The sequence below is a fragment of the Bacillus sp. RO1 genome, from assembly GCF_012524115.1.
In the GTDB taxonomy this organism is placed as follows: domain Bacteria; phylum Bacillota; class Bacilli; order Bacillales; family Bacillaceae_I; genus Sutcliffiella_A.
On sequence record NZ_JAAZWB010000077.1, the window covers coordinates 101,940 to 123,975 of the forward strand.

The window sequence follows — 22,036 nt, forward strand, 5'->3', positions numbered from 1 at the left end:
AAAAAGGGTAATGAATGAGTTAATGTTTTCAAATAGTAGAAATCTATTTCATCATTTAGACACAAACCGAATTCTGAATTTCGAGGGGAAAACGGAGCACACTTTTGAGGAGAATTTTAGACAAAAAAAAAGCCATAGTATTTATAAAATACCACAACTTTTGATGACCCGTACGGGATTCGAACCCGTGTTACCGCCGTGAAAGGGCGGTGTCTTAACCGCTTGACCAACGGGCCTTATTAATGGCGGAGAAGGAGGGATTTGAACCCTCGCGCCGCTTACACGACCTACACCCTTAGCAGGGGCGCCTCTTCAGCCACTTGAGTACTTCTCCATATGGCTCCACCAGTAGGATTCGAACCTACGACCCTTCGGTTAACAGCCGAATGCTCTACCGCTGAGCTATGGTGGAATAAAAACGGTACTAATTAAATTCTTTCGTCGCAACCGACTGCTTTTATTTTAATAAGCTTGTACTTAAAAGTCAAGTTCTTTTGGAACAAAAATGATATATTATCATAATTGTCATCCAGCCGTTCTTAAAACAGCGACTTGATTAATTTATCATATTTCACGGTTGCATGTCAACACGCTTTCCTAATTCTTTTAACTTCCCTCTACATTTTCCACATCTATACTTGTTTGTATTCACTCTTCTTACTCTTTTATATTGCAAATGACAATTTACACATTCGTATATACGAAAAGCTTTCGGCTTTAATTCTTGTGTTTGGATTGGTGTGCAGAATCTTGGTGCCCCCACTTTTTTCAATAATAAACGGAAATCAGCATCTCGGTGTTTGTATCCTTTACCTTGAATGTGCAGGTGGTAGTGACATAGTTCATGTTTGATAATCCCTACTAGCTCGTCCATACCAAGTGCATCGTAATACTTTTTATTGATTTCAATGTTACTTGTGGAAGTAAGGTATCTTCCTCCGGTTGTTTTTAGACGATGGTTAAAGGAGGCTTTGTGAAGGAAAGGTCTGTTGAAATACTTAAGTGAGATTTCTTCTATTAACTTCTGTAGATCTTTGTCTTCCATTTGTCCTGCCCCTTTCATTCGAACCCTCCCCATTATACTGCATAGAATAGAAAAAAATAAGTCATTTATGTTTGGCTGTTTTCTATAAGATTGTTGTTTTCTCTTTGAAGTTTTGCCTTTCCTTTCCGCTGCAGGCACTCGCTTTCCGCGTGGCGGTGCTTGAGCCTCCTCGCTGCGCTGCGGGGTCTCAAGTCTACCGCTACCTCCCGCCGGAGTCGAGTGCCTTCCGCTCCAATCCACTCGCACTCTCTCTATCTTGACTTCAAACAATCTTTATTTAAACAGCCCCTCAGTATGAGCCTTCTAGTAAAAGGTTGAAGGGGGTAGTGAAGAGATGCCGTCTTGGTTTAGGAAGCAGATGCAACGCGCATACCTGGAGAAGGATCGATATCAGATAAAAATGTTGAATCAGTGCTGGTTTTTCTACCATAAAAAGAATAGCTGAAAATGAAATAACCTTGTTGATTGGAGTGGAAGGCGCGCAGCCGCCCACAGGATCAAGCCGAGGAGAACCACGGACCGCCCACAGGCAAGCGAAGCGCCTGGAACGGAATTCAACGGTATTTATGCGTTCTTACATTTTAAGAAAACCCCCGACAGCCTGTTTATTGGCCGTTCGGGGGCTATTTTCTCTTTATACTTCTTGCTTTTCCGGTTGTAACATAGTTAAGGAAACTCTTCCTTTGTTTACTTCTACACCGTCGACCCAAACAGTGACTATATCACCGACAGAGACTACATCTAGTGGATGTTTCACAAATCGGTTGCTCAGTTTAGAAATATGGACAAGTCCGTCTTGCTTTACCCCGATATCTACAAATGCACCGAAGTCCACGACGTTTCGGACCGTTCCTTCTAATTCCATTCCTTTTTGCAGGTCTTCCATTTTTAATACATCCTGCTTCAGAAGTGGCGTTGGCATATCATCACGAGGATCCCTTTCCGGTCTGATGAGAGAGTCAATGATGTCTTGAAGCGTAATAGGTCCGATGTTCAGATCTTCTGCTAATTTCGCGACATCTACATCTTTTAAAGCCTGCTGCAACTTTTCGGTTCCAATGTCTTTTTCAGATGTCCCGAGTTGCTTCAATAATTTTTTTACATCGCTATACGTTTCAGGGTGGATTCCCGTTCTGTCTAATGGTTGCTTTCCGTCAATGATTCTTAAAAAGCCGATACATTGTTCATAGGTTTTTGCGCCTAGTCTTGGAATACCTTTTAGATCTGACCTACTAGCAAATTTCCCTTCTTCTTCCCGCTTTTTCACTATATTATTAGCAACCGTCTTTGATAACCCTGCTACATATTGTAATAAAGAAGAAGATGCAGTGTTTACATTTACCCCTACTTGGTTTACTACTGTTTCCACAACGAAATTCAAGGATTCCGCTAAACGTTTTTGCGCCACGTCATGTTGGTATTGACCGACTCCAACCGATTTCGGATCTATTTTTACAAGCTCCGCCAACGGGTCTTGGAGTCTTCTGGCAATGGAGACGGCGCTTCTTTCTTCTACTTGTAGGTCAGGGAATTCTTCTCTTGCCAAATCAGAGGCGGAGTACACACTTGCCCCTGCTTCATTAACAATTAAATAAGAGATGCTCTTCCCGCTTTGTTGGATGACATCAGCTAGTAATTGCTCTGTCTCCCTAGATGCGGTCCCGTTTCCTATCGCCACTACTTCAATTTCGAATGTTGATAGTACGTCCAATAGCTTTTGGATGGACTCTTCTCGTTTCTTTTCCCCTGATGTATGCGGATAGATGACACTTATATGAAGGACTTTTCCTGTTTCGTCGACAACCGCAAGTTTGCAGCCTGTTCGATAAGCAGGGTCCACTCCTAGTACCACGCGTCCTTTAAGAGGTGGTTGAAGAAGGAGATTTCTTAGGTTCTCCGAGAAAATATGGATAGCCTGTTCTTCCGCTTTTTCTGTTAACTCTTTTCTAATTTCACGCTCTATCGCGGGCTCGATCAATCGCTTATATCCGTCTTCCACCGCTTCTTTTATGAGAGGTGTAGCAATGGAAGATTCTCGTTTAATTACTTGTCTATTGAGATATTCAACGATTCTTTCTGTCGGAGCAGCAATGGAGATTCGTAAGACTTCTTCTTTTTCTCCGCGATTTACTGCTAGAATTCGATGAGGAAGGATTCTTGAGATCGCTTCTTCGTACTCATAATACATAGCAAAGACTTCTTTTTCGTCTTTTTCCGCTTTCTTAACAGCTGATACTACCTTACCTTGCTTAAAAGTAACGTCGCGGATATATTGGCGATAAGTTGGTTCATCAGAAAAAGTTTCCGCAAGAATATCCTTTGCTCCTTCTAACACCTCTTCAATCGTCGCCACTTCTTTTTCCTCAGAGAGAAAATCTGCAGCTTTCTCCTCTAGTGAAGGAGAGGACGGGAACGTGAGTAGCCATTCAGCATAAGGTTCCAACCCTTTTTCTTTTGCAACTGTCGCTTTCGTGCGGCGTTTTTGTTTGTATGGTCGGTAGAGGTCCTCTACCTGTTGTAGTTTGGTTGATTTTAAAATGCTGGCTTTTAGTTCTGGTGTGAGTTTCCCTTGTTCCTCAATTAGACGGGTAACTTCTTCTTTTCTATTTTCAAGGTTTTGTATGTATTGCCATTTTTCCATGACGGCTCTGATTTGTACTTCGTCTAGTGAGCCGGTTTGTTCTTTTCGGTATCTGGCGATAAAAGGAACAGTGTTGCCTTCTTCTAAAAGTGCAATTACTTTTTTCGCTTGTCCTTTTGTCACTTCTACGTCTTTCACTAATAGGTTGACCAATTGCTCGTTTTTATCGTTCCATTCCAATTTTGTAGCCTCCCAACATATTAACCCATCTTTTATTTTAGCAAATTATTCGGACAAAGAAAAAAGACTAACATGGAATTGTCAGTCTTGGAATTTGAAAGTTGTATTAACTTGTTGATTTTCGTTTCAGGCACTTCGCTTTTCATGGGCGGTCCGGAAGCCTCCTCGGCTACACCTGCGGCGGGGTCTCCACTTAGCGTTATCTCCCTCAAGGGGCTTCGCCTTTTGCTCCAATCACCAGCTAGGAATCATTGAAAACTTTACGTTATCAGTATTTCAGTGGCCTCGAAAAGACGTGGTGTTTTCGCGACTACCACTACAATCAACTTAGTTTTTAAAAAAGTTTAAGTTTTCGTTCTCCCTAGTGGATTTCACCTGAGATGATGGTTACATCGTCCATTCCGTTGCTTGTGAACATCTCTGCAATCTCTAGTAGGGATGTAGCGGATGGGATGTCTTTGATGTATTTTTTTACAGACGGTATATTTAATCCATCTGAATAGATGAAAAACTTCATATTGGAACTGTAGGGAAAACGATGGGTTTTAAGTGTTTGAGGTCTCCCAGATAAGTAGCCTTTGACTGGAAGTGGGTAAATTAGCTTTTCTGTCGGAGGATATAGGAAAAATCGAATATTCCCAACACAGCTGTACACAACTTCTTGCTGGTCATAGTTGACTTTTAACACAGATACCGCTGCCCCACGCTTATTTCTCATCGCTTCATTACAAGCTTTCATGATAACCGAAACGTCTTCTGTTTCATGGTCTTTGGCAGCGGAAATAACTGCCTGAGATGCATCGTGGGCATATTCTCCGCTACCTAAACCATCTGCTACTACACATAAAAAGTAGTCATCTGTTGTACTTACATAGTAGCTGTCCCCACAGAAATACATTCCGTTTTTCGCATTCTGGTAGGCATTCACGTTCGCTCTTTCATGTATGAACTGTTCAATCATGAAAAAATCTCCGTGTTTGCGTTATCTTCCAAAAACGCTTGCTTGAGCTTGGTCAGCGCTTTACGTTGCAGCCTTGAGACATGCATTTGTGAAATACCCAACTTTTCCCCTGTTTCTTTTTGACTCATATTCTTAAAAAATGTGCAATCAATAATTTGTTTTTCTCTTTCTGAAAGCACATGGAATATTTTTTGTAGTAGAAGCTGCTGATCCACTTGATCGAATCCAGCATCCTGGTTCCCTACGATGTCAAGGATGGTTACTGTACTACCATCAGAGTCAGCCTCGATGGCATTATCGACAGACAGAGCTTGATAATTCTGGCTCATCTCCATCGCTTCCAATACTTCTTCTTCGGTTACTTCCAAGTATTCAGCAATTTCAAAAACTTTTGGTGAACGTTGAAGTTCATTTGTCAGTTCTTCTACGGCAGATTTTATCTTTGGTCCGATTTCCTTGATTCTACGTGGAACATGTACGCTCCATGTTTTATCCCGAAGGAAACGTTTAATTTCTCCGATAATCGTCGGAACGGCAAATGCTTCAAAACTTCGGCCAAAGCTTGCATCAAAACGCTTCATGGCTCCAAGCAAACCGATCATCCCTACTTGGGAAAGGTCTTCGTGAAAGGCTTTACCTCTCGAATATTTACGAGCGATGGATTCAACAAGTGCAGTATAATGCTCTACTAATTGCAACTGCGATACTTCACAACCATCTTGTTGGTACCGCTCTAATAGCATATTAACATCCAGCTTACTGGACGGAGATTGATTCTGCATCCCTTTCCACCTGCTCTCCTTGTACATACTTTGTCATGAAGACGGTAACGCCTTGATTGCTGTGCACCTTCACATCATCCATCAGCGTTTGGATTAAGAATAATCCTAACCCTCCTTCTGGCAAAGTTTCTACTGGTTGGGACCCGGTGTATGGACCTAACCCTTCCCTTACTTTGTCAAAATCAAAGCTTCGTCCATTGTCAGCTACCACTAACTCGAGTCGGTCTTTATAAATACCGAATCCGATTCGAATATTTCCTTTTTCATCTTGCTTATAAGCATGCTCTACCGCATTGGTGCACGCTTCACTTAATGCTATTTTAATATCTTCAATTTCATCGTATGAGAAGCCCATACGATTTGCAATCCCAGATAGAGTAAGACGGATAACTCCTACATACTCTGCTTTTGCCGGAAAAGCCATTTCTATATAGTCATAAGCCCGGTTCATTGTTCCCCCACCTTTAAGTGAACTTATTTAACGGCTGCTAAAAGAGCCTATTGAATTTCCATGATTCCTGCTAAACCAGTAATATCAAACAATCTCTTTAAACGATCCGATAAACCTACCAGACGAAAGACACCATCGTTTGCTTTTACAGTTTTAAAGAAACCTACAAACATCCCTAAGCCTGTGCTGTCCATATAATTAACATTGGATAAATCAAATACTAGTTCCCCAGCGAATCCTTCTAATAGAGGGGCAACCTTTTCCTTTACTTTTGGAGCAGTATAGGCATCTATTTCCCCTTCCAGGAAGACAAGCGTCTGATTTAACTCTTCTTTTATTTGAATGTCCATATTCATTCTTTCGTCACCTCAAACATGAATTAGAATTCCACTTTTAGGTCATCCCAATACTAAATACCCGCTTCTCAAACATTTAAACCTTTCTTTTTAAAATTATTAAAGTAAAGTCATCTCTGAGCTGAAAGTCCTGAATTTTCTCCAGGTCTCTGTATACAAGCTCTACAATGGCTTGAGGCGGCAGGTCAATATATGACCGTATTAAATCTATTATTTTATCAACCTCGATAAATCCTTCCTCCGTACGGCACTCTGTCACCCCATCCGAGAAAAGGATCACCATATCATCAACTTCAATTCTCTTTTCATACTGTTGATAGGTTGCAAGTCTGTCAATACCAAGAACAAGCCCTCTGGCATCCAGCTCATAAAATTCATTTTTCTTCGCATCGAAATACAACGGTGGTTCATGCCCCGCAGAAGAGAATGAGAAGAGGTGTTTGTGAAGGTCATACATCCCGTAGAACATGGTGATGAACATGCTCGCGTCCACATTTTGTTCAACCACTCTATTTAAATTCCCAAGCACATAGCTTGGAGCAACTCTAGTATCTGGTAAACTATCCATGGCATATTTAATCATACTCATACACATCGCAGCCGGGATGCCTTTACCGATGACATCCGCAATAGCCACACTGAACGAATCTTTCTCGTTATGGACAAAATGGTAATAATCTCCGCTCATATGTTTAGCAGGTACACTGATCGCACCGATCTCTACTGAGTCCGTTTCAGGGATCTTCGTTTCAAGTAGAGTTTGTTGGACATTTGCTGCAATTTCAATCTCCGTCTGAATTTCCTGTTGTCGGTGACGGAGGCTTTGGTGCTCCCTGTAAGCAATGCCATAGCCGATCATCACTTCAAGTAAAAAGTCCAAGGAATGCAGTATATTGTCTGGGATGTCCGGAGAAAGATCTTGCAACATGGATTTATGGACACTGATAATTTCTTCCGGTGAAATTTTCTCCCCAAGCAATCTGCGACTGAACTCCTGTCCTTTGTAGAGAGCTTCCTCGGACTGGCGATTTAAATAGGCAGAGAGTATTTCTTTATATTCTGATTCAAGTTTTTCGTAATTCATGGGTTATCCCCCCTTCTAGCGAACCCACTTTACGGCATGAATCGTCGTTCCTTCTCCAGATGTAGAATCAATCTGAAACGAGTCCATTAACCGCTTTACTCCAGGCAATCCGGCTCCAAGGCCACCTGAAGTGGAATAACCATCCTCCATTACCTGTCGGATGTCTGAAATTCCGGGACCATCATCTGTGGCTATCACTTTTAGTCCTCTTTTTCCGTACTCATCCATTTCTTCTACACAAATTTGACCTGTACCTGCATACAAATAGATATTTCGAGCCAACTCCGAAATCGCGGTAGTTATCCTCGCTTGGTCTACTGTTCCGAAACCCAGATCTTTGGCAACATTCCTACCCATTTGCCGGGCAGCTACGATGTCCCATTCGTTTCTTATTTTTACACAGGATTGGACAGTCATCATTTACTCCCCCAGTTCCTGTTGTAATTTCTCTAGACCCTTTTCTAAATCTAATGCCGTGAACACTTCATCTAACTGAATTCCAAGTTCAACTAAAGTGATGGCTACAGCAGGTTGAATACCTGTCAGAACGACTTGCGCTCCCATAAGCTTTGACATGCTGATGACATCTCCAAGCACTTTGGCAATAAATGAATCAATCATATCAACGGAGGTCAAGTCAATGACTACTCCATTAGCACCTGTTTCATGTATTCTATTTAGAAGATCTTCTTGAAATTGCAACGCAGTTTGATCATCTAATTCCCATTGAATGGATATTAAAAGGCAATTGTGAAGCTTTAGAATAGGTATTCTCACTCTTGATCCCCCACAGTCACAATTTGTCTATTTGTCATTTCAAGTGCTGTCTCAATCCCTTTTTTCAAGGAATTCTTCGTGATAATTTGGTCTAGATTAATTCCCAAATTGACGATAGTTTGGGCAATTTCAGGACGAATGCCAACCAATAAGCATTTCGCACCGACAAGTCTAACCGCCTCAGCAGCCTGAATAATATGGTGAGCTACCATGGTATCGACTACAGGTACACCTGTAATATCAATCAGAACCACTTCCGCACGGTGTTTCACCACACCTTGAAGGAGGTTTTCCATGATTTGTCTTGCGCGTTCTGTGTCAATAGTACCAACAAGCGGCATGACTGAGATCTTGTCAAACACCGGGATAAGAGGCGCCGCTAATTCTTGTAACGCGATTTTTTGCATGGAAACCGTGTGCTCCCACGAACCTGTATACGATTTTAAAATTTCATTATTTACCGGACGTAGCCATTGTTCAAAATCGTAAATTAAAGAGACTTTACGACTGTCATCGACCTGTTCTGTCATTCCTTCATAAACAATTTTCCCAAAAAGCGATAAGCCTTCCGTTACATATACAAGCGGCCAGCCAAAACGAACAATCTTCTCAGCAAAGTCGTTCAACACATTTGATAGGTCGTCGGAGTTTTTGCTGATATTATTCAAAAGCAAATTGATGTATTCACGGCTTGTACTTAAATAGACTTTATCAGAGATAGCCTTAAACTCTTTCTTTTCGCCGATCTCGTCCATACCATTAATCCACTGATTAAAGATTGTTTCGCGATTTTCCTCAATGTAATTAATTATCTCTTGATTCATTATCCCGGCTCCTTTATTCGGTAATAGATATATTCAAAAAATTTACAATAATTATAGCTATACTAATACCACTATAAATTTTTATCATTTTAAAAGTCAAATATGTTTAATCCCAATCTACCCATAATTGTGGTTTATTTACCTATTTTTGGTGGTATTTCTGTAGGAAAGGGGACGATATTTAACGCTGCTGTTCATTAGATTTGTACATATGGCTTTACTCCAATCAACAGCTAGAGTGCGTATCACTGCAAAATAAAAAAGCTACTCACCTGCTTGTGAATAGCTTCTTATCGATAAAACGGATTTAACATATTAAAAGTCAATAAGTCCTAAGCTTATTTGAAGCGCCTCATCCACTTTGTCCATCATCTCTTCGTCAAGATGAGTAATTTTGTCCGTTAACCTTTGTTTATCAATTGTTCGAATTTGTTCGAGCAGAATAACAGAGTCACGTTCAAAACCGTAACGCTTCGCATCGATTTCTACATGAGTTGGGAGTTTGGCTTTTTGGATTTGAGCAGTAATGGCAGCTACTATAACGGTCGGGCTAAATCGATTTCCGATATCATTTTGGATGACAAGTACTGGTCGAACGCCTCCTTGCTCAGACCCAACAACCGGGGATAAATCAGCAAAATAAACGTCACCGCGTTTGACAATCAAATGATTACCCCCCGCTAACTAAGCGTTCAACCGTATGCTCCGCCTCATATTCAGCCAAGAAAGCTTCAGATGCAATGTTTAAATTGATTTTAGACATTTCCATGTAGCCACGTCTCATGGACTCGCGAATTTGGCGCTTTTTGCGCTCGCGAAGATACATCTTTGTTGCTTGAAAGATTAATTCATTTCGATTGCCGTTTTCTTGTTTTACCAAACCATCTAATTCCGACACTAAGTTTTGAGGTAATCGAATCAAGATTTCAGTTGTTGCGCTGGATTCAGACACAGCATACACCTCCAAGAACTACAGACACATAATACTATTCCATATTCCATAATACCATCATTGCTGTTAATTGCAAAGTCCATTTAGCGAATTCTTCTCTATTATCACTATATAATCTCTTTTTTATGCAGAAAATTACCATTTACTATTCTAATGGTTTGTCTTGCAAATAGTTTCTCACTTCCATTATACTCCCATCGCGCCAAAACATGCGGGGTACCCGGTAACTGATCATACACGGCACCTCGTAATTAATGGTATCAAGCTTTGCCGCTACATCGTTGGAGCTGATCTTCTTCCCGTCCTGCTCGCCGATAAGTGTCACTTTGGTACCGATCGGAAGTTCATGAGGCAATTTTATCATAAATTGATCCATGCAAATCCTTCCAACAATTGGAGCGAGTTTCCCGTCTACAAGAATGTTCATCCCTTGCAATTTTCTGATCCAACCGTCTGCATAGCCAACAGGCACCGTTCCGATCCACTCTTCTTCTTTTGTTGTGTAGGTAGCTCCATAGCTGACACTTTCCCCGATCGATAATTTTTTGACATGTACGAGTTTGGTATGCAAGGAAAAGGCCTCTTTTAACGGAAAAGGTAATTCTGGTTCCATCTCCGGTGATGGGGTCAATCCATACATAGCAATCCCTACGCGCACCGCGTTGAAGATCCTCTTTGGAAATCTTAGCGTTGTAGCACTGTTGCCGCAATGGATCATCGGGATGGCGTGTTGGTTTGTTATTCTGTTCAGTAATGTGTGAAACCTTTCAAACTGTTGTTCCACATAATCTGATTGCAACTCATCCGCGGTAGCAAAGTGCGTGTAAATCCCTTCCATTTGCAGGTTGGGGGCTTTTTCAACCAACTCTAAAATTTGCGTTACTTCTTCTTGAGTTCGCGCACCTATCCTTCCCATGCCAGTATCAAGTTTCAGATGCAGCTTCACCACTTCACTACCGTGATAGGCAACACTAGCTTCCTCAACCCATTCTTGACGGAAAACCGTAAGCGTAATATTTTCCTTAGCAGCAAGCGGCAGATCGGATACCCTTGAAGCACCCAGCACAAGGATTGGTGCTGTTATTCCTTGCTGCCTTAAAGACATCGCCTCGTCCAAAAAGGATACAGCAAGATACTTCGCACCCGCTTCCAAAGCGACATTTGCAACTTGCGCGTCTCCATGCCCATAAGCATTCGCCTTAACAACCGCAATCACCGTAACATCCTTTGTCACATGCTCCTGTATCGCTTGCACATTCTCATAAATACAATCCAAATCTACCTCAACCCACGTATCCCTATGAAAGCTCGACATCTACCTAAGCACTTCCTTTACCAATCTACAACCTCAAATTAATATGTTCCTATCATAACGAAAAAATCCCCGAAAGTCATGTGAAGAACGGCCCCTTCGACATGAAGAGGGAAAATCCTTTGGGGGTCTGACCCCTTTTCACAAAAAAAATACAGGCCCGTCTGCAACGGGCCTGCTAGGTTGTTTGGTTATTTGATGGCTGCGCCTTGGACGGAGCGGGCGACCATGAGCATTTCTTCTTGGGTGAGGTCTTTGGATGCAAGGGTGAAGTCCACGCCTTGGTAGGTCCAGGTTAGGCTGTTTTCTGTCATGGCGCCGACTGTGAAGCCTAGGTCAGCTGGGTTACCGTTGACAAGCTGTGATGTCGGCACTTCCGAGTTACGCGCTTTCTCTTGGATCAACGTGAAGGTCTTCGTGCCTTCATAAGTCATGACGACACGTTTTCCATTCGCTGTTTCCACGACGGTTTCTTCTTTAAGGTCCGTACCTGCAGGCGTATCAAGCGGTGTCATGGCGGAAAACTCATCTGACTCTTCTGTCACAGGTCCAGATGCAGGCAGCTCCAAGCTTGCACGAGCACCAGTCATATTCTTTTTCACATCAAATGCATCAGCATCAAAGCTTGCATCAAATTTGAAATCAGAGAACTCTACAAGAACCAATGGTTTTTTATCAGGATCCATCACTTTTACTGAAACAGGTGACAAGTCCTTTTTGCTCAATGTAATTTCTTGAGTCGGAAGGAGCTTATTATTTTGGTAGTTCGTTTTCGTTTCAAATACATAATGTTCTTCTGTCGCAGTGAACGTTGCTTCCGGATCATTCTTAATGTCATTTACAAGCGACTCAAACAGATAGGCTTGGCTGCTGTTTTGCGGCCATTCGCTGTGGAAACGGAAGCTTTTGTTCAGCGCCGGCGTCAAAACGAATACACCCTCATCATTACGGATGATGATCTGACTTTGATCCTTTTCCGCATTCTTCAAATTCACTTTGTAATAGTTCGGTTTGTTATGCCCGATTTGCACCTCGTACACTTGTGGTTCCGCACCAGTTTGAAGGGTCATTTTCGCATTCGATTCATACCCTTTCATCTCTTCTACTTTCGCACTAAGAGAAGCTGTTACATCTTCTTTCGATTTTGTACCGCACCCTGCGAGAACAAGGATACTCACAAGGCCAACCACTACCAATAGCCATGCTTTTCTCAAATTATTCATCCCCTTTGCCTTCATTACATGATTATCTTAGAGAAAAGTGAGAGTGCAGAGATACCGGACCATCCTGTATGACGCAGGTTGGCTGGAGCTCTACTTGTACACCTTGTCTCCTTTCTGAACTATGTATATGAGCAAGCTTTGGGGAATATGCAGACTAGCTTGACAAGCTTTCGATAATTACTTGCGCGATGGCGTATTGTTCACTATGAGATATGGACAGGTGGACATTACTATCTTCCATGTGAGGCTCAGAAAAATACGGCCTCCCTTTTTCTGTTGAAACAATTGTCATGTCCTGAAAACTTAATTCTTTTCCAATCCCGGTTCCTTTCGCTTTAGAAAAGGCCTCCTTTGCAGCAAAACGACCTGCAAGGAATTCCACTTTTCGTTTCTCACTAAGCGTAAAAAACCTTTCTTTCTCTAGCGGTGTGAGGATACGGTCCACAAAGCTGGGCTGGCGATTCATCAATTTCTCTATGCGGGCAAGATCCACAATGTCTACTCCAGTTCCGATAATCATACTTTGACCAACCTCTTTCATATAGTAATGATATATTTTCTGATTCTCTTAAAAGACTTTTCAGTGCCAACATGGTAATCTGAGAAGAGCCTATTTAAAGAAGAAAGGGTGAAGCGGATGTTCGTCCGAACGGAAAACTTTCGTACTTTTAGAAGATTATATCCTATTATTACCACAATTGTTGCCATCCATCTTATTCTATGGCTGGTTGTTCAATTTTCGGCAACCGTCCTTAATTTTACAGTTGGATTCAATCTATTTATATGGCAAGGAGAGTGGTGGAGGCTGGTAACTCCGATTTTCCTGCATGCCAGCTTGACTCACTTCTTATTTAATTCCCTTTCTCTTGTGCTGTTCGGACCTGCCGTAGAGCGAATGCTAGGAAAAGTGAAGTTCATCATTTTCTATTTGCTCGGAGGAATCTTAGCAAACGTTGCCACCTTACTATTAAAACATGACACTTACAGTCATCTTGGCGCTTCTGGTGCCATCTTTGCGATTTTCGGCCTCTATTTTTATATGGTGTTCCTGCGACCAGACCTATTGGATCGAGCAAATTCCCAGGTTATCCTAACCATTCTAGGAGTCGGGCTTGTAATGACCTTCCTAAACTCCAATATCAATGTGATTGCCCACTTATTCGGGTTCTTCGCCGGTACGGTTTTAGCACCTTTCTTCTTAGGAAGAGGGCCGGCTACATCACCAAGATCGTTGCGCGCCATATTTCCTAACATCGGTAGACCAAGCGCACCAAGGAGCGGAAAGCAAAATATCTTTTGGATTGTGTTGGTCGTACTAGTGCTGTTCGGAATACTTTCACGGTTCATGTAATTTCATGTTCAAAAACAAAAGCAAGGGGTGTCACATCACATGACATCTCCTTGCTTTTTTGCATAAGAATACCACTCATAGATCTTTTCCCCGTCATCCTGCTCCACATCCACCACTTGAAAGTTCTTCCCTCCAAGTCCAGTTTTAATGGCCGCTTTAATAGTAAATAGCTTTCTTTTTCCTTGAAAGAAAGATTCCCTCAGTTCAAAAGACTGAATCCTTTTTTTCCGGACGAGGACAGTATTTTTACTCAGATGACGGTAAGAAAGTTGCAATTGCTCCTTGCCAATAGCCCAACCCGCCGTTTTAAATTGGCTGTATCCTAATAAACCGCCAATCGCTACAGAAAGAAAGGCAACATAGCCATATGGCTGAAAAAAATAAGCAATCGGAACAGAAAGCAGTACTGCTGGCACCACCAAACGGACAAGATAGCGAATCATCGACCTTTTCGGAAGGCCGTGAACACTTTGTGTAAGTTTGTACGAAGGGACGAATTCCTCTAAATGCGCTTTCACATCAGAGACCTTCAACAACGGAAAAAGAATTGTTGAAAAATCAGATTCCTTTCCTCCCGAGCTTCCTGCACTCTCCACATAAACAGTGACGTACCCGAAAGGTTGTCTTAAGAGGTTTTGTGAAATTCTTATCGCCTGTATTCTTTTCAGAGAAATCGTTAATTGTCGTTTTTCAATAATCCCTCTGGAGATCAACAGCTCATCGTCATCTTTGACTACTGTGAAGTTACCATATTTAAACATGGTCATGACAATAGAGATTAGCCAAGACAGAAACAATACCACAAAAACGATGGAAGCAATCAAGTAAACACTCGTTTGCAAGACCATCCCGAAACGGTCGATAATATCCTCATATGGGACAAACTGATCGAATTGGGAAGTAAATGCGATGACTGCTGACAGTACAACACCTATTCCCCCTGAAGTGGTTCCCACAATAAAGAGTGTTTTCCAGGATGCTTTATATGTCGGCTTTTCTACAGGCTCCGAGCTTGGTTCTTGCTGAACAGGCAGCTTCGGCCCATATACATCAGCGTTTTCTTCTTTATTTTTGTAATACAATAAAGCCTCCCTCAGCCTACTTGCCTCATCCTTTGTCACCGCCGTCAGACTTGCTTCCGCTTCCGCTCCCCCACCTGCTGTCTCAATTTGCACCTTTACTAGACCGAAAATCCGTTGCACAAGCCCTTCCGAAGTATCCAGTGTCTGGATTCTCTCTTGCGGAATGAAACGACGTTTTCTTATAAAAACACCATATTCCATCCGGAGCTCTCCGTCTTCTATCCAATAATAAAATCGATACCAAGAAACCACACCGATTGCGATGAACCCTGCAAGCCACAATACCATTACAGCTATGTAAATGATCCCGAAAAATCCTTCACCAGAACTGCTTCCAAAAAATACGAAAATAATAATGGGAAACAATAGCTCACGCAGTTGTTTGAAAAAAGCTACAACGATAGCGGCAGGATGCATCCTCTTTTTTTCAGACATCATCTTCTGTCACCCTCGCAAGCCTTGATATGTAATCCCTGACCTGGTCTGCCTGTTCTTCATCAAGAGCGGGAATTTCATGAATGGTCGCCGCTGTTGAAATAAGAACGGTCGAGAGGTGGAACTTTTTTAAAATCGGGCCCTGACGCGTATCTACATGCTGCACACGAACCATAGGGACCAAGGTTCTTTTTTTGATAAAAATGCCATGCTGCAAGTCAATTTCATGTTCATGCACTTCAAATCGCCAGCGCTTCCACTGCATCGCCGGGAAAATAACGACGGTAAATAAGAAGATGAGTACAACAAGCGCTCCCGCTATCAGCAGTGTCCACCACGGGAATTCGAAGGAACGTTGTATAAACCAATAGCCCCCAAAAAGCAGGACGTAAAATAAGGAATTCAACGCGGCGGAGATCCTCCATACCGACAATGCTTTTCTATCTATCATCTGTTTAGGCTCCGGCCTCATTTGCTCTCCCTCCCAATCATATTCTAGTTGTCGCTTTTCCTAGTATACTATGGATGCCCTCTGTTGGAAAATTCTATTTAATTTTAAAAGAAGCTCCGTCGATAATTTCTATTTCAGCATAATTTTTCATCTCTTCCATCAGCTGAAAAAGTGCTTCATCCTTTTTCTTCGCCTCTATCATGCAATGAATCTCCGGCACACTTCCTTTAATAGGTTGGAGGAAATCCATAAACATTTTCGGATTCACATAATCCGCATGCGCACGGAAATTTTTTTCATCTCTTGGGCTTGAAATATGCATTTTTACTGGTAGCGGCGAGTGCTCCCAAGTCTGCACCACTCGCCCCCAATCGTTCTCCCACCCCTCTGCTTCCTCTTCAAAATGTGCAAGGTGATGATGATAATCAAAAACTAATGGTACATTCAGTTTTTCACAAACATATAAAGCATCCCGCAAGTGGAATGTCGTATCATCATTTTCAAGAATCAGCATTTCCTGGATTGGTTGCGGTACAAGCGCAAAGTTATGAATAAACTGCTCAAGCGCCAGCTCCCTATCATCATAACCCCCACCAATATGTAGGACACAACGATGTTGGGTGGGTACCCTCATTCCTTTTAAAAGAGATCGGTGCATACTGAGCGTCTTGATGGTCTGATTGATGATATCTTTGTTTTTAGAATTGAGCAGTACAAAATGATCGGGATGGAAATCCACCCGCATCGGGTTTGCTTCAATATAGTCACCTATTTCAGACAGAATTTCTTTAAGGGGCCTCATGAATTTCCAGTCTTTCACCTCTTCATGGTTTGCCAGCGGAATTAGTTTGGAGCTGAACCGGAAAAAGCGAATATCGTTGGCGACATTGTGCTTGAGTAGACGCAGGCAGTTTTCTAAGTTTTCGATGGAAATGCGTTCAAGCTTTTCGATGGCTGCTTCCCTGTCCTTGATTTTGCTGAACTGGGCAAAGGTCATCGTTTTGGACGGGGAGGCGTTGGTAAGTTGGACGCTCATGGCGACGTAGCCGAGTTTTACGATGGTCATGGGTGGGGGAACCTCCTTTTGATTAGGATTTGTTAGAAGTAGTATGCCCAAGTGTGGTGGGTTTTGTTCTTTTTTGGGGGCTGGGCTAGATGGATGGTTGGGTGAGGCGATATATATGGAAAATATATGGATTCTATCGGACAGTTTACTTGGTTTCTGTGGTCGTTCGGGCTTAAAGAGCCGTTCTATTGGACATTTCCCACTGTTTTCTTCGCCGTTCAGGCTTATAGAGCCGTTCTATTAGACATTTCCCACTGTTTTCTTCACCGTTCGGGCTTATAGAACCGTTCTATTAGACATTTCCCACGGTTTTCTTCGCCGTTCGGGCTTATAGAACCGTTCTATTAGACACTTCTCCACTTTTCCTCAACCGTTCGGGCTTATAGAGCGCCCTACTACCCAATCCCCACCCCACACACAACAAAAAAGCCCGAAAACCAACCAGTAATCCCAGTCAGTTTCCGAGCATTATTTCAAAAGTTATACGCGCTCTTTACGAGAAGAACGTTTGTAGCCTTGGCGCTTTGCGTTTGCGTCTCTTGAACCAGAACCGCCGCCTGGCTTGCCGCCACGGTTGTCGGAGCGTTTGTTCCAGCCGCCTTTACGGTCGCCGCTCTTTCCGCCACCACGGTTACGGTCGCCGCCACGGCCACCACCGCCGCCGCCACGTCTTGAGTGCATTGGAGCTTCTTCAGTTAGACGGATTGGAGTTTCGTCCGGCTCTTTTGTGAACAATTTCAGAGCTGCAGATACAAGTGTTACTGCATCGTGTTCTTCTAATAATTGTTCTGCTGCATTGCGGTAGAAACCAAGGTTTTTCGCTTCAACAGCTTGCGTTAATTTTTCCATGGACATTTTTTGTTGGCCTTCTAGTGCTTCGTCTAGAGTTGGTGCCTTCATTTTGTCCATTTTACGTTTTGTTACACGTTCTACATGGTGCAAGTAGCTAACTTCACGAGGGCTAACGAATGTGATCGCCAATCCGCTCTTACCAGCACGACCTGTACGTCCAATACGGTGAACATAGCTTTCAGGGTCTTGTGGGATGTCGAAGTTGTATACATGTGTTACACCAGAGATATCTAGTCCACGAGCAGCTACGTCTGTTGCAACAAGTACATCGATGGAACCTTCTTTAAACTTGCGAAGTACGCTCATACGCTTCGCTTGAGAAAGGTCACCGTGGATTCCTTCTGCAGAATATCCACGCACGTTCAATGCGTCAGACAGCTCATCTACACGGCGCTTTGTACGTCCGAAGATGATAGCAAGCTCTGGAGATTGAATGTCAAGAAGACGAGTCAAAGTATCGAACTTCTTCTTTTCCGGAACTTCCACGTAGTATTGTTGGATGTTGGAAACTGTTACTTCTTTCGCTTTTACCTTTACACTTACAGGCTCGCTCATGAAACGCTCAGCGATTGCACGGATAGGTGCAGGCATTGTAGCAGAGAAAAGTAATGTTTGTTTTTGTTCTGGTGTTTCAGCAAGGATTTTTTCGATATCCTCAATGAATCCCATGTTTAGCATTTCATCCGCCTCATCAAGAACAACCGTGTTCACATTTTGTAGACGAAGAGTCTTACGGTTGATATGGTCAAGTAGACGACCTGGTGTACCAACAACGATGTGAGGGTTCTTTTTCAATGAACGAATTTGTCTGCTGATGTCCTGACCTCCGAATACGGAAAGAACACGAGCACGTTTATGATAAGAAGCTTTATAAATTTCTTCAGCAACCTGGATAGCTAATTCACGAGTCGGTGCGATAACGATTCCTTGAATAGAGTCATTTTTCACATCAACATTTTCAAGCAATGGAAGACCGAATGCAATCGTTTTACCTGTACCTGTTTGAGCTTGACCGATAACATCTTTACCAGTTAACGCAACAGGAATTGTTTCAGATTGAATAGGGGTAGCCTCTTCAAACCCCATTCTGTCGATAGACTTCATAATATCTTCTGATAAACCTAAATCTTTAAATAACGCCAAATTATTCCTACTCCTTTATCTATACAAATTAATAAATTAGGCACGCGTCTGGGCGCTTGCCTAATCTTTATAAGTAGACATTATTAAACACATTACCTGTTATCATAACACTTTGGTCACTAAATAGCAATAAAGGTTAATGCCAACTTATAGGAGGTTACGCTTTCAATCGCGCTCCTCTGCCGAATAAATCGCCAAAAATTTTTTCTCTCCGTATCATTCTTAGCAAATGCAGCACGCTTACTTCTAATTTTCTCATTTTAAGGACTTTGTATTCCTTTGAAAATGGAGATTTATTTGATTGCTTCAATAACCTCTTCTAGTTTCATGCCACGTGATCCTTTTACCATCACCACATCACCGGACTCTAAAATAGGCAGCAATTCACGTATTAATTCCTGCTTGTTCATGAACGGTTTAATATGAGAAGCATCCATTACTTCTTGGGCACCTTTAGCAATTTCCATAGCAAGGGCACCGAATGTGAATACATAATCGACATTCTTCCCTTTTACATATTGGCCAACTTCATGGTGAAAAGTCTTTTCCATGTCACCAAGTTCCAGCATATCACCAAGCACCGCGATCTTTTTCCCATATCCATCCAGGCTTCCCAACAAATCCAATGCTGCTCTCATAGAAGTAGGGCTTGCATTATAGGCATCGTTGATCACTGTCCATCCACCAGATGTCTCCACCACTTCATTCCTCATTCCAGTGATAACAAGTTGCTCCAAGCCTTTTTTGCGGTTCTCTTCTGACACGCCGAATAACTCCCCGACAATGATGGCAGCAAGGGCATTGGTCACATTGTGGGCACCAAGTACCGGGATAAAATACTCTGTTTCTTCTATTATAAAATGAGTGCCTCTGCCTTTTAAGGTAATGTCCTTTGCTTGATAGTCATTGGTAGACTTCAATCCAAATGGAATGACATTTTCGTTACCCCCAACTCTGTCTGTCAAAAGAGGCTCATCCCCATTGATGATTAGCTTGCCGTCTTGCTTCAAGCCAGCTGCAATTTCAAGCTTTGCTTCGGCAATTCCTTCACGTGATCCCAAGTCCTGCATATGGGACTCTCCAATATTGGTGATAACAGCAGCATCAGGCTTGGCAATGTTCGAAAGCAGCTCGATTTCCCCGCGACCGCTCATCCCCATTTCCAACACTGCGACTTCCGTATCCTCTTTCATGGAAAGTATCGTTAACGGCAACCCAATATGATTGTTGTAATTTCCTGCTGTTTTATGCACACGGAATGTGGTCTCTAAAACAGAAGTGACCATATCTTTGGTGGTTGTTTTCCCGTTGCTTCCGGTAATCCCCACAACCTTCATACCGATTTCATTTCGATAACTGCTTGCAAGGTGCTGCAATGCTTCGATGGTGTCGTCCACCATTATTAGGTTCAGGTCTGCTGGTGGTTCTGGTTGATCTTTTTGCCAGAAGGATGCGACTGCTCCTTTCTTCTCGATTGCATCACGGACAAATGCATGGCCGTTAAAATTCTCCCCGATAATCGGTATGTACAATTTCCCGCTCATGTCTTCTCGTGTGTCTTTTGAAACGCCTTCCACGACGATGGCGCTATATTCAGATGAGATCGGCTGTCCTTTAGCCATTTCTTGTAATTGTTTAAGTGTTCTTTTGATCATTTTGGGTTTCCCTCCTATTCTTTTTAACACAGAGAAGGGGCTGACATCACTTGTTTATACCTCTGCTCGTGATGACCCAACCCCTGCCTTGTGTGTATGATTTAACTTCCTGTATATTTTCGTTCCAGGTGTTCGCTTTCCGCGGGACGGTGCTTGAGCCTCCTCGGCTTCGCCTGCGGGGTCTCAACCTACCGTTACTCCCCCGCTGGAGTCTCACACCTTGCACTCCAAACTACAGGAGAAATCTTTTTCATCAAAATGTATGCTTAATCTTTTGCTTTTCTGCGTGGCGTTGTTGTGCGTATCCTACTAGTTTTTCAATTAGTTCTGGGTAGGAAACATCAGTATGCTGCCATAATAATGGGAACATGCTGAATGGAGTGAAACCTGGCATAGTGTTGACTTCGTTGATGTACAGTTTACCCTCTTTTGTTAAAAAGAAGTCTGCGCGCACAAGGCCTGCGCCATCAATTGCTTTAAATGCAGTGATGGCCATTTCTTTTACTTGCGCATAGATGTCATCACTGATTTCTGCAGGGATAATCATAGCCGTATCTCCATCTTCGTACTTTGCTTTGTAGTCATAAAACTCTGTTTTAGGAGCGATTTCTCCAACCACAGAACATTCTGGCTCATCGTTACCAAGTACGCCAATTTCGATTTCACGGGCACCTTCCAAGCCTTGTTCCACGATAATTTTGCGGTCATAATCAAACGCTTCACGGAAAGCTGCTTCTAGTTCTTCACGGTTTTTCGCTTTACTGATCCCAACACTTGATCCTAAGTTTGCAGGCTTAACAAAGCATGGATACCCAAGCTCCGATTCTACCTTTTCATAGGTTGCATCTGCAGCCTTTTCCCACTCAGAGCGAAGGAAGTGTGCATAGCCGACTTGTGGCAGCCCTGCTTGGTCGAAAAGGTTTTTCATAATAACTTTATCCATCCCGGCAGATGATGCTAAAACGCCGTTCCCTACATACGGAAGATTTAAAAGTTCCAACATACCTTGAACTGTTCCATCTTCCCCGTTCGGACCGTGTAATAGAGGGAATACGACTGTTGGCGTTTCTTCCGATTCTTCTTCATTAGTTAAAGCAAGTGGAGCGATGGTTGTTCCGCCACCTTCAAGCTTCAATTGGTGTACGCTTTCTGCTGGCCCATTTAACATGCCACCACGTTTCCATTCCCCTGATTCCGTTATGTATAACGGATATACTTCAAATTTATCTGTATCTAAAGCCTTTGTAACAGCCAATGCTGTTTGTAAAGAAACTTGGTGTTCTGCTGATTTCCCGCCGTACAATAAATGCAATTTTGTTTTCATATTGCTTCCCCCTCAAAGAGATGATCTGTTTTATATTTTAGGTATTTTATACTTTATGTCCTTACTTCAATTATTTCATTATAGCACCT

23 protein-coding genes and 3 tRNA genes are annotated in these 22,036 nt (G+C 42.5%); 2 read left to right on the forward strand and 24 right to left on the reverse strand.

Features of this window, described 5'->3' with window-relative positions; translation table 11 throughout:
* Window positions 1-164: 164 nt before the first annotated feature.
* The 4 genes from HC179_RS12230 to HC179_RS12245 form a co-directional block, all read right to left on the reverse strand.
* Window positions 165-236: transfer RNA gene (locus HC179_RS12230), tRNA-Glu, on the reverse strand.
* Between the two features lie 7 nt (window positions 237-243).
* A tRNA-Ser gene (locus HC179_RS12235) sits at window positions 244-334 on the reverse strand.
* A 3-nt stretch (window positions 335-337) separates the two neighbouring features.
* Window positions 338-412: transfer RNA gene (locus tag HC179_RS12240), tRNA-Asn, on the reverse strand.
* A gap of 159 nt (window positions 413-571) precedes the next feature.
* Window positions 572-1,045, reverse strand: coding sequence for a SprT family protein (locus HC179_RS12245; RefSeq protein WP_168864614.1), 474 nt, complete (start codon window positions 1,043-1,045; stop codon window positions 572-574).
* Between the two features lie 334 nt (window positions 1,046-1,379).
* On the opposite strand from HC179_RS12245, the gene cmpA reads away from it, so the two are divergent.
* Window positions 1,380-1,490, forward strand: coding sequence for a cortex morphogenetic protein CmpA (gene cmpA, locus HC179_RS12250; protein ID WP_156317784.1), 111 nt, complete (start codon window positions 1,380-1,382; stop codon window positions 1,488-1,490).
* A 189-nt stretch (window positions 1,491-1,679) separates the two neighbouring features.
* Here the strand turns inward: cmpA and HC179_RS12255 are convergent, their stop codons facing one another.
* From HC179_RS12255 to acpS, 14 genes are all read right to left on the reverse strand, one after another.
* Entirely contained in the window at window positions 1,680-3,866 is a 2,187-nt protein-coding gene (locus HC179_RS12255) for a Tex family protein (RefSeq protein WP_168864546.1), read from the reverse strand.
* 361 nt (window positions 3,867-4,227) lie between these two features.
* Window positions 4,228-4,827: a PP2C family serine/threonine-protein phosphatase gene (locus HC179_RS12260; protein WP_168864547.1), complete on the reverse strand. Its 600-nt coding sequence runs from the start codon at window positions 4,825-4,827 to the stop codon at window positions 4,228-4,230.
* Window positions 4,824-5,609, reverse strand: a complete 786-nt coding sequence (gene sigB / locus HC179_RS12265) for an RNA polymerase sigma factor SigB (protein WP_168864548.1) — start codon at window positions 5,607-5,609, stop codon at window positions 4,824-4,826. Before sigB ends, HC179_RS12260 begins: the two co-directional genes overlap by 4 nt.
* A complete protein-coding gene (rsbW, locus tag HC179_RS12270; protein ID WP_168864549.1) occupies window positions 5,584-6,060 on the reverse strand; it encodes an anti-sigma B factor RsbW in 477 nt (158 codons plus the stop codon). Before rsbW ends, sigB begins: the two co-directional genes overlap by 26 nt.
* A gap of 47 nt (window positions 6,061-6,107) precedes the next feature.
* The gene (locus HC179_RS12275; RefSeq protein ID WP_168864550.1) at window positions 6,108-6,416 is read right to left on the reverse strand and encodes an STAS domain-containing protein; all 309 of its coding nucleotides are present in this window, start codon (window positions 6,414-6,416) and stop codon (window positions 6,108-6,110) included.
* A 76-nt stretch (window positions 6,417-6,492) separates the two neighbouring features.
* The gene (locus tag HC179_RS12280; protein ID WP_168864551.1) at window positions 6,493-7,500 is read right to left on the reverse strand and encodes a PP2C family protein-serine/threonine phosphatase; all 1,008 of its coding nucleotides are present in this window, start codon (window positions 7,498-7,500) and stop codon (window positions 6,493-6,495) included.
* A 15-nt stretch (window positions 7,501-7,515) separates the two neighbouring features.
* Window positions 7,516-7,917: an anti-sigma regulatory factor gene (locus tag HC179_RS12285; RefSeq protein ID WP_168864615.1), complete on the reverse strand. Its 402-nt coding sequence runs from the start codon at window positions 7,915-7,917 to the stop codon at window positions 7,516-7,518.
* Window positions 7,918-7,920: 3 nt separating this feature from the next.
* Window positions 7,921-8,277, reverse strand: coding sequence for an STAS domain-containing protein (locus tag HC179_RS12290; RefSeq protein WP_010195165.1), 357 nt, complete (start codon window positions 8,275-8,277; stop codon window positions 7,921-7,923).
* Window positions 8,274-9,101: an RsbT co-antagonist protein RsbRA gene (locus tag HC179_RS12295; protein WP_168864552.1), complete on the reverse strand. Its 828-nt coding sequence runs from the start codon at window positions 9,099-9,101 to the stop codon at window positions 8,274-8,276. Before HC179_RS12295 ends, HC179_RS12290 begins: the two co-directional genes overlap by 4 nt.
* A gap of 315 nt (window positions 9,102-9,416) precedes the next feature.
* Window positions 9,417-9,767 carry a type II toxin-antitoxin system endoribonuclease NdoA gene (gene ndoA / locus HC179_RS12300; RefSeq protein WP_010195163.1) on the reverse strand — a complete coding sequence of 117 codons (351 nt, stop codon included), beginning with the start codon at window positions 9,765-9,767 and terminating at the stop codon, window positions 9,417-9,419.
* Between the two features lie 4 nt (window positions 9,768-9,771).
* A complete protein-coding gene (locus tag HC179_RS12305) occupies window positions 9,772-10,053 on the reverse strand; it encodes a CopG family ribbon-helix-helix protein (RefSeq protein WP_010195162.1) in 282 nt (93 codons plus the stop codon).
* Between the two features lie 145 nt (window positions 10,054-10,198).
* Window positions 10,199-11,368, reverse strand: coding sequence for an alanine racemase (gene alr, locus HC179_RS12310; RefSeq protein WP_168864553.1), 1,170 nt, complete (start codon window positions 11,366-11,368; stop codon window positions 10,199-10,201).
* A 188-nt stretch (window positions 11,369-11,556) separates the two neighbouring features.
* Window positions 11,557-12,579 carry a LolA family protein gene (locus HC179_RS12315; protein ID WP_205825309.1) on the reverse strand — a complete coding sequence of 341 codons (1,023 nt, stop codon included), beginning with the start codon at window positions 12,577-12,579 and terminating at the stop codon, window positions 11,557-11,559.
* Between the two features lie 163 nt (window positions 12,580-12,742).
* Complete coding sequence (gene acpS, locus HC179_RS12320; protein ID WP_168864555.1) at window positions 12,743-13,108, reverse strand: holo-ACP synthase; 366 nt, start codon at window positions 13,106-13,108, stop codon at window positions 12,743-12,745.
* 117 nt (window positions 13,109-13,225) lie between these two features.
* Here acpS and HC179_RS12325 point away from each other — a divergent pair, with 117 nt between their 5' ends.
* Entirely contained in the window at window positions 13,226-13,939 is a 714-nt protein-coding gene (locus HC179_RS12325; RefSeq protein WP_168864556.1) for a rhomboid family intramembrane serine protease, read from the forward strand.
* 35 nt (window positions 13,940-13,974) lie between these two features.
* Here the strand turns inward: HC179_RS12325 and HC179_RS12330 are convergent, their stop codons facing one another.
* The 6 genes from HC179_RS12330 to HC179_RS12355 all read right to left on the reverse strand — a co-directional run bounded on the left by HC179_RS12330 (window position 13,975) and on the right by HC179_RS12355 (window position 21,947).
* The gene (locus HC179_RS12330) at window positions 13,975-15,459 is read right to left on the reverse strand and encodes a PH domain-containing protein (protein ID WP_168864557.1); all 1,485 of its coding nucleotides are present in this window, start codon (window positions 15,457-15,459) and stop codon (window positions 13,975-13,977) included.
* Window positions 15,449-15,928 (reverse strand): PH domain-containing protein, encoded by a 480-nt coding sequence (locus tag HC179_RS12335; RefSeq protein WP_168864558.1) that lies wholly within the window; start codon window positions 15,926-15,928, stop codon window positions 15,449-15,451. Before HC179_RS12335 ends, HC179_RS12330 begins: the two co-directional genes overlap by 11 nt.
* 73 nt (window positions 15,929-16,001) lie before the next feature.
* Complete coding sequence (gene uvsE, locus HC179_RS12340) at window positions 16,002-16,973, reverse strand: UV DNA damage repair endonuclease UvsE (RefSeq protein ID WP_168864559.1); 972 nt, start codon at window positions 16,971-16,973, stop codon at window positions 16,002-16,004.
* Between the two features lie 480 nt (window positions 16,974-17,453).
* Complete coding sequence (gene cshA, locus HC179_RS12345) at window positions 17,454-18,968, reverse strand: degradosome RNA helicase CshA (protein WP_168864560.1); 1,515 nt, start codon at window positions 18,966-18,968, stop codon at window positions 17,454-17,456.
* Window positions 18,969-19,261: 293 nt separating this feature from the next.
* Window positions 19,262-20,623, reverse strand: a complete 1,362-nt coding sequence (locus HC179_RS12350; RefSeq protein WP_168864561.1) for a UDP-N-acetylmuramoyl-tripeptide--D-alanyl-D-alanine ligase — start codon at window positions 20,621-20,623, stop codon at window positions 19,262-19,264.
* Between the two features lie 253 nt (window positions 20,624-20,876).
* Window positions 20,877-21,947, reverse strand: a complete 1,071-nt coding sequence (locus HC179_RS12355) for a D-alanine--D-alanine ligase (protein WP_168864562.1) — start codon at window positions 21,945-21,947, stop codon at window positions 20,877-20,879.
* Window positions 21,948-22,036: the final 89 nt, after the last annotated feature.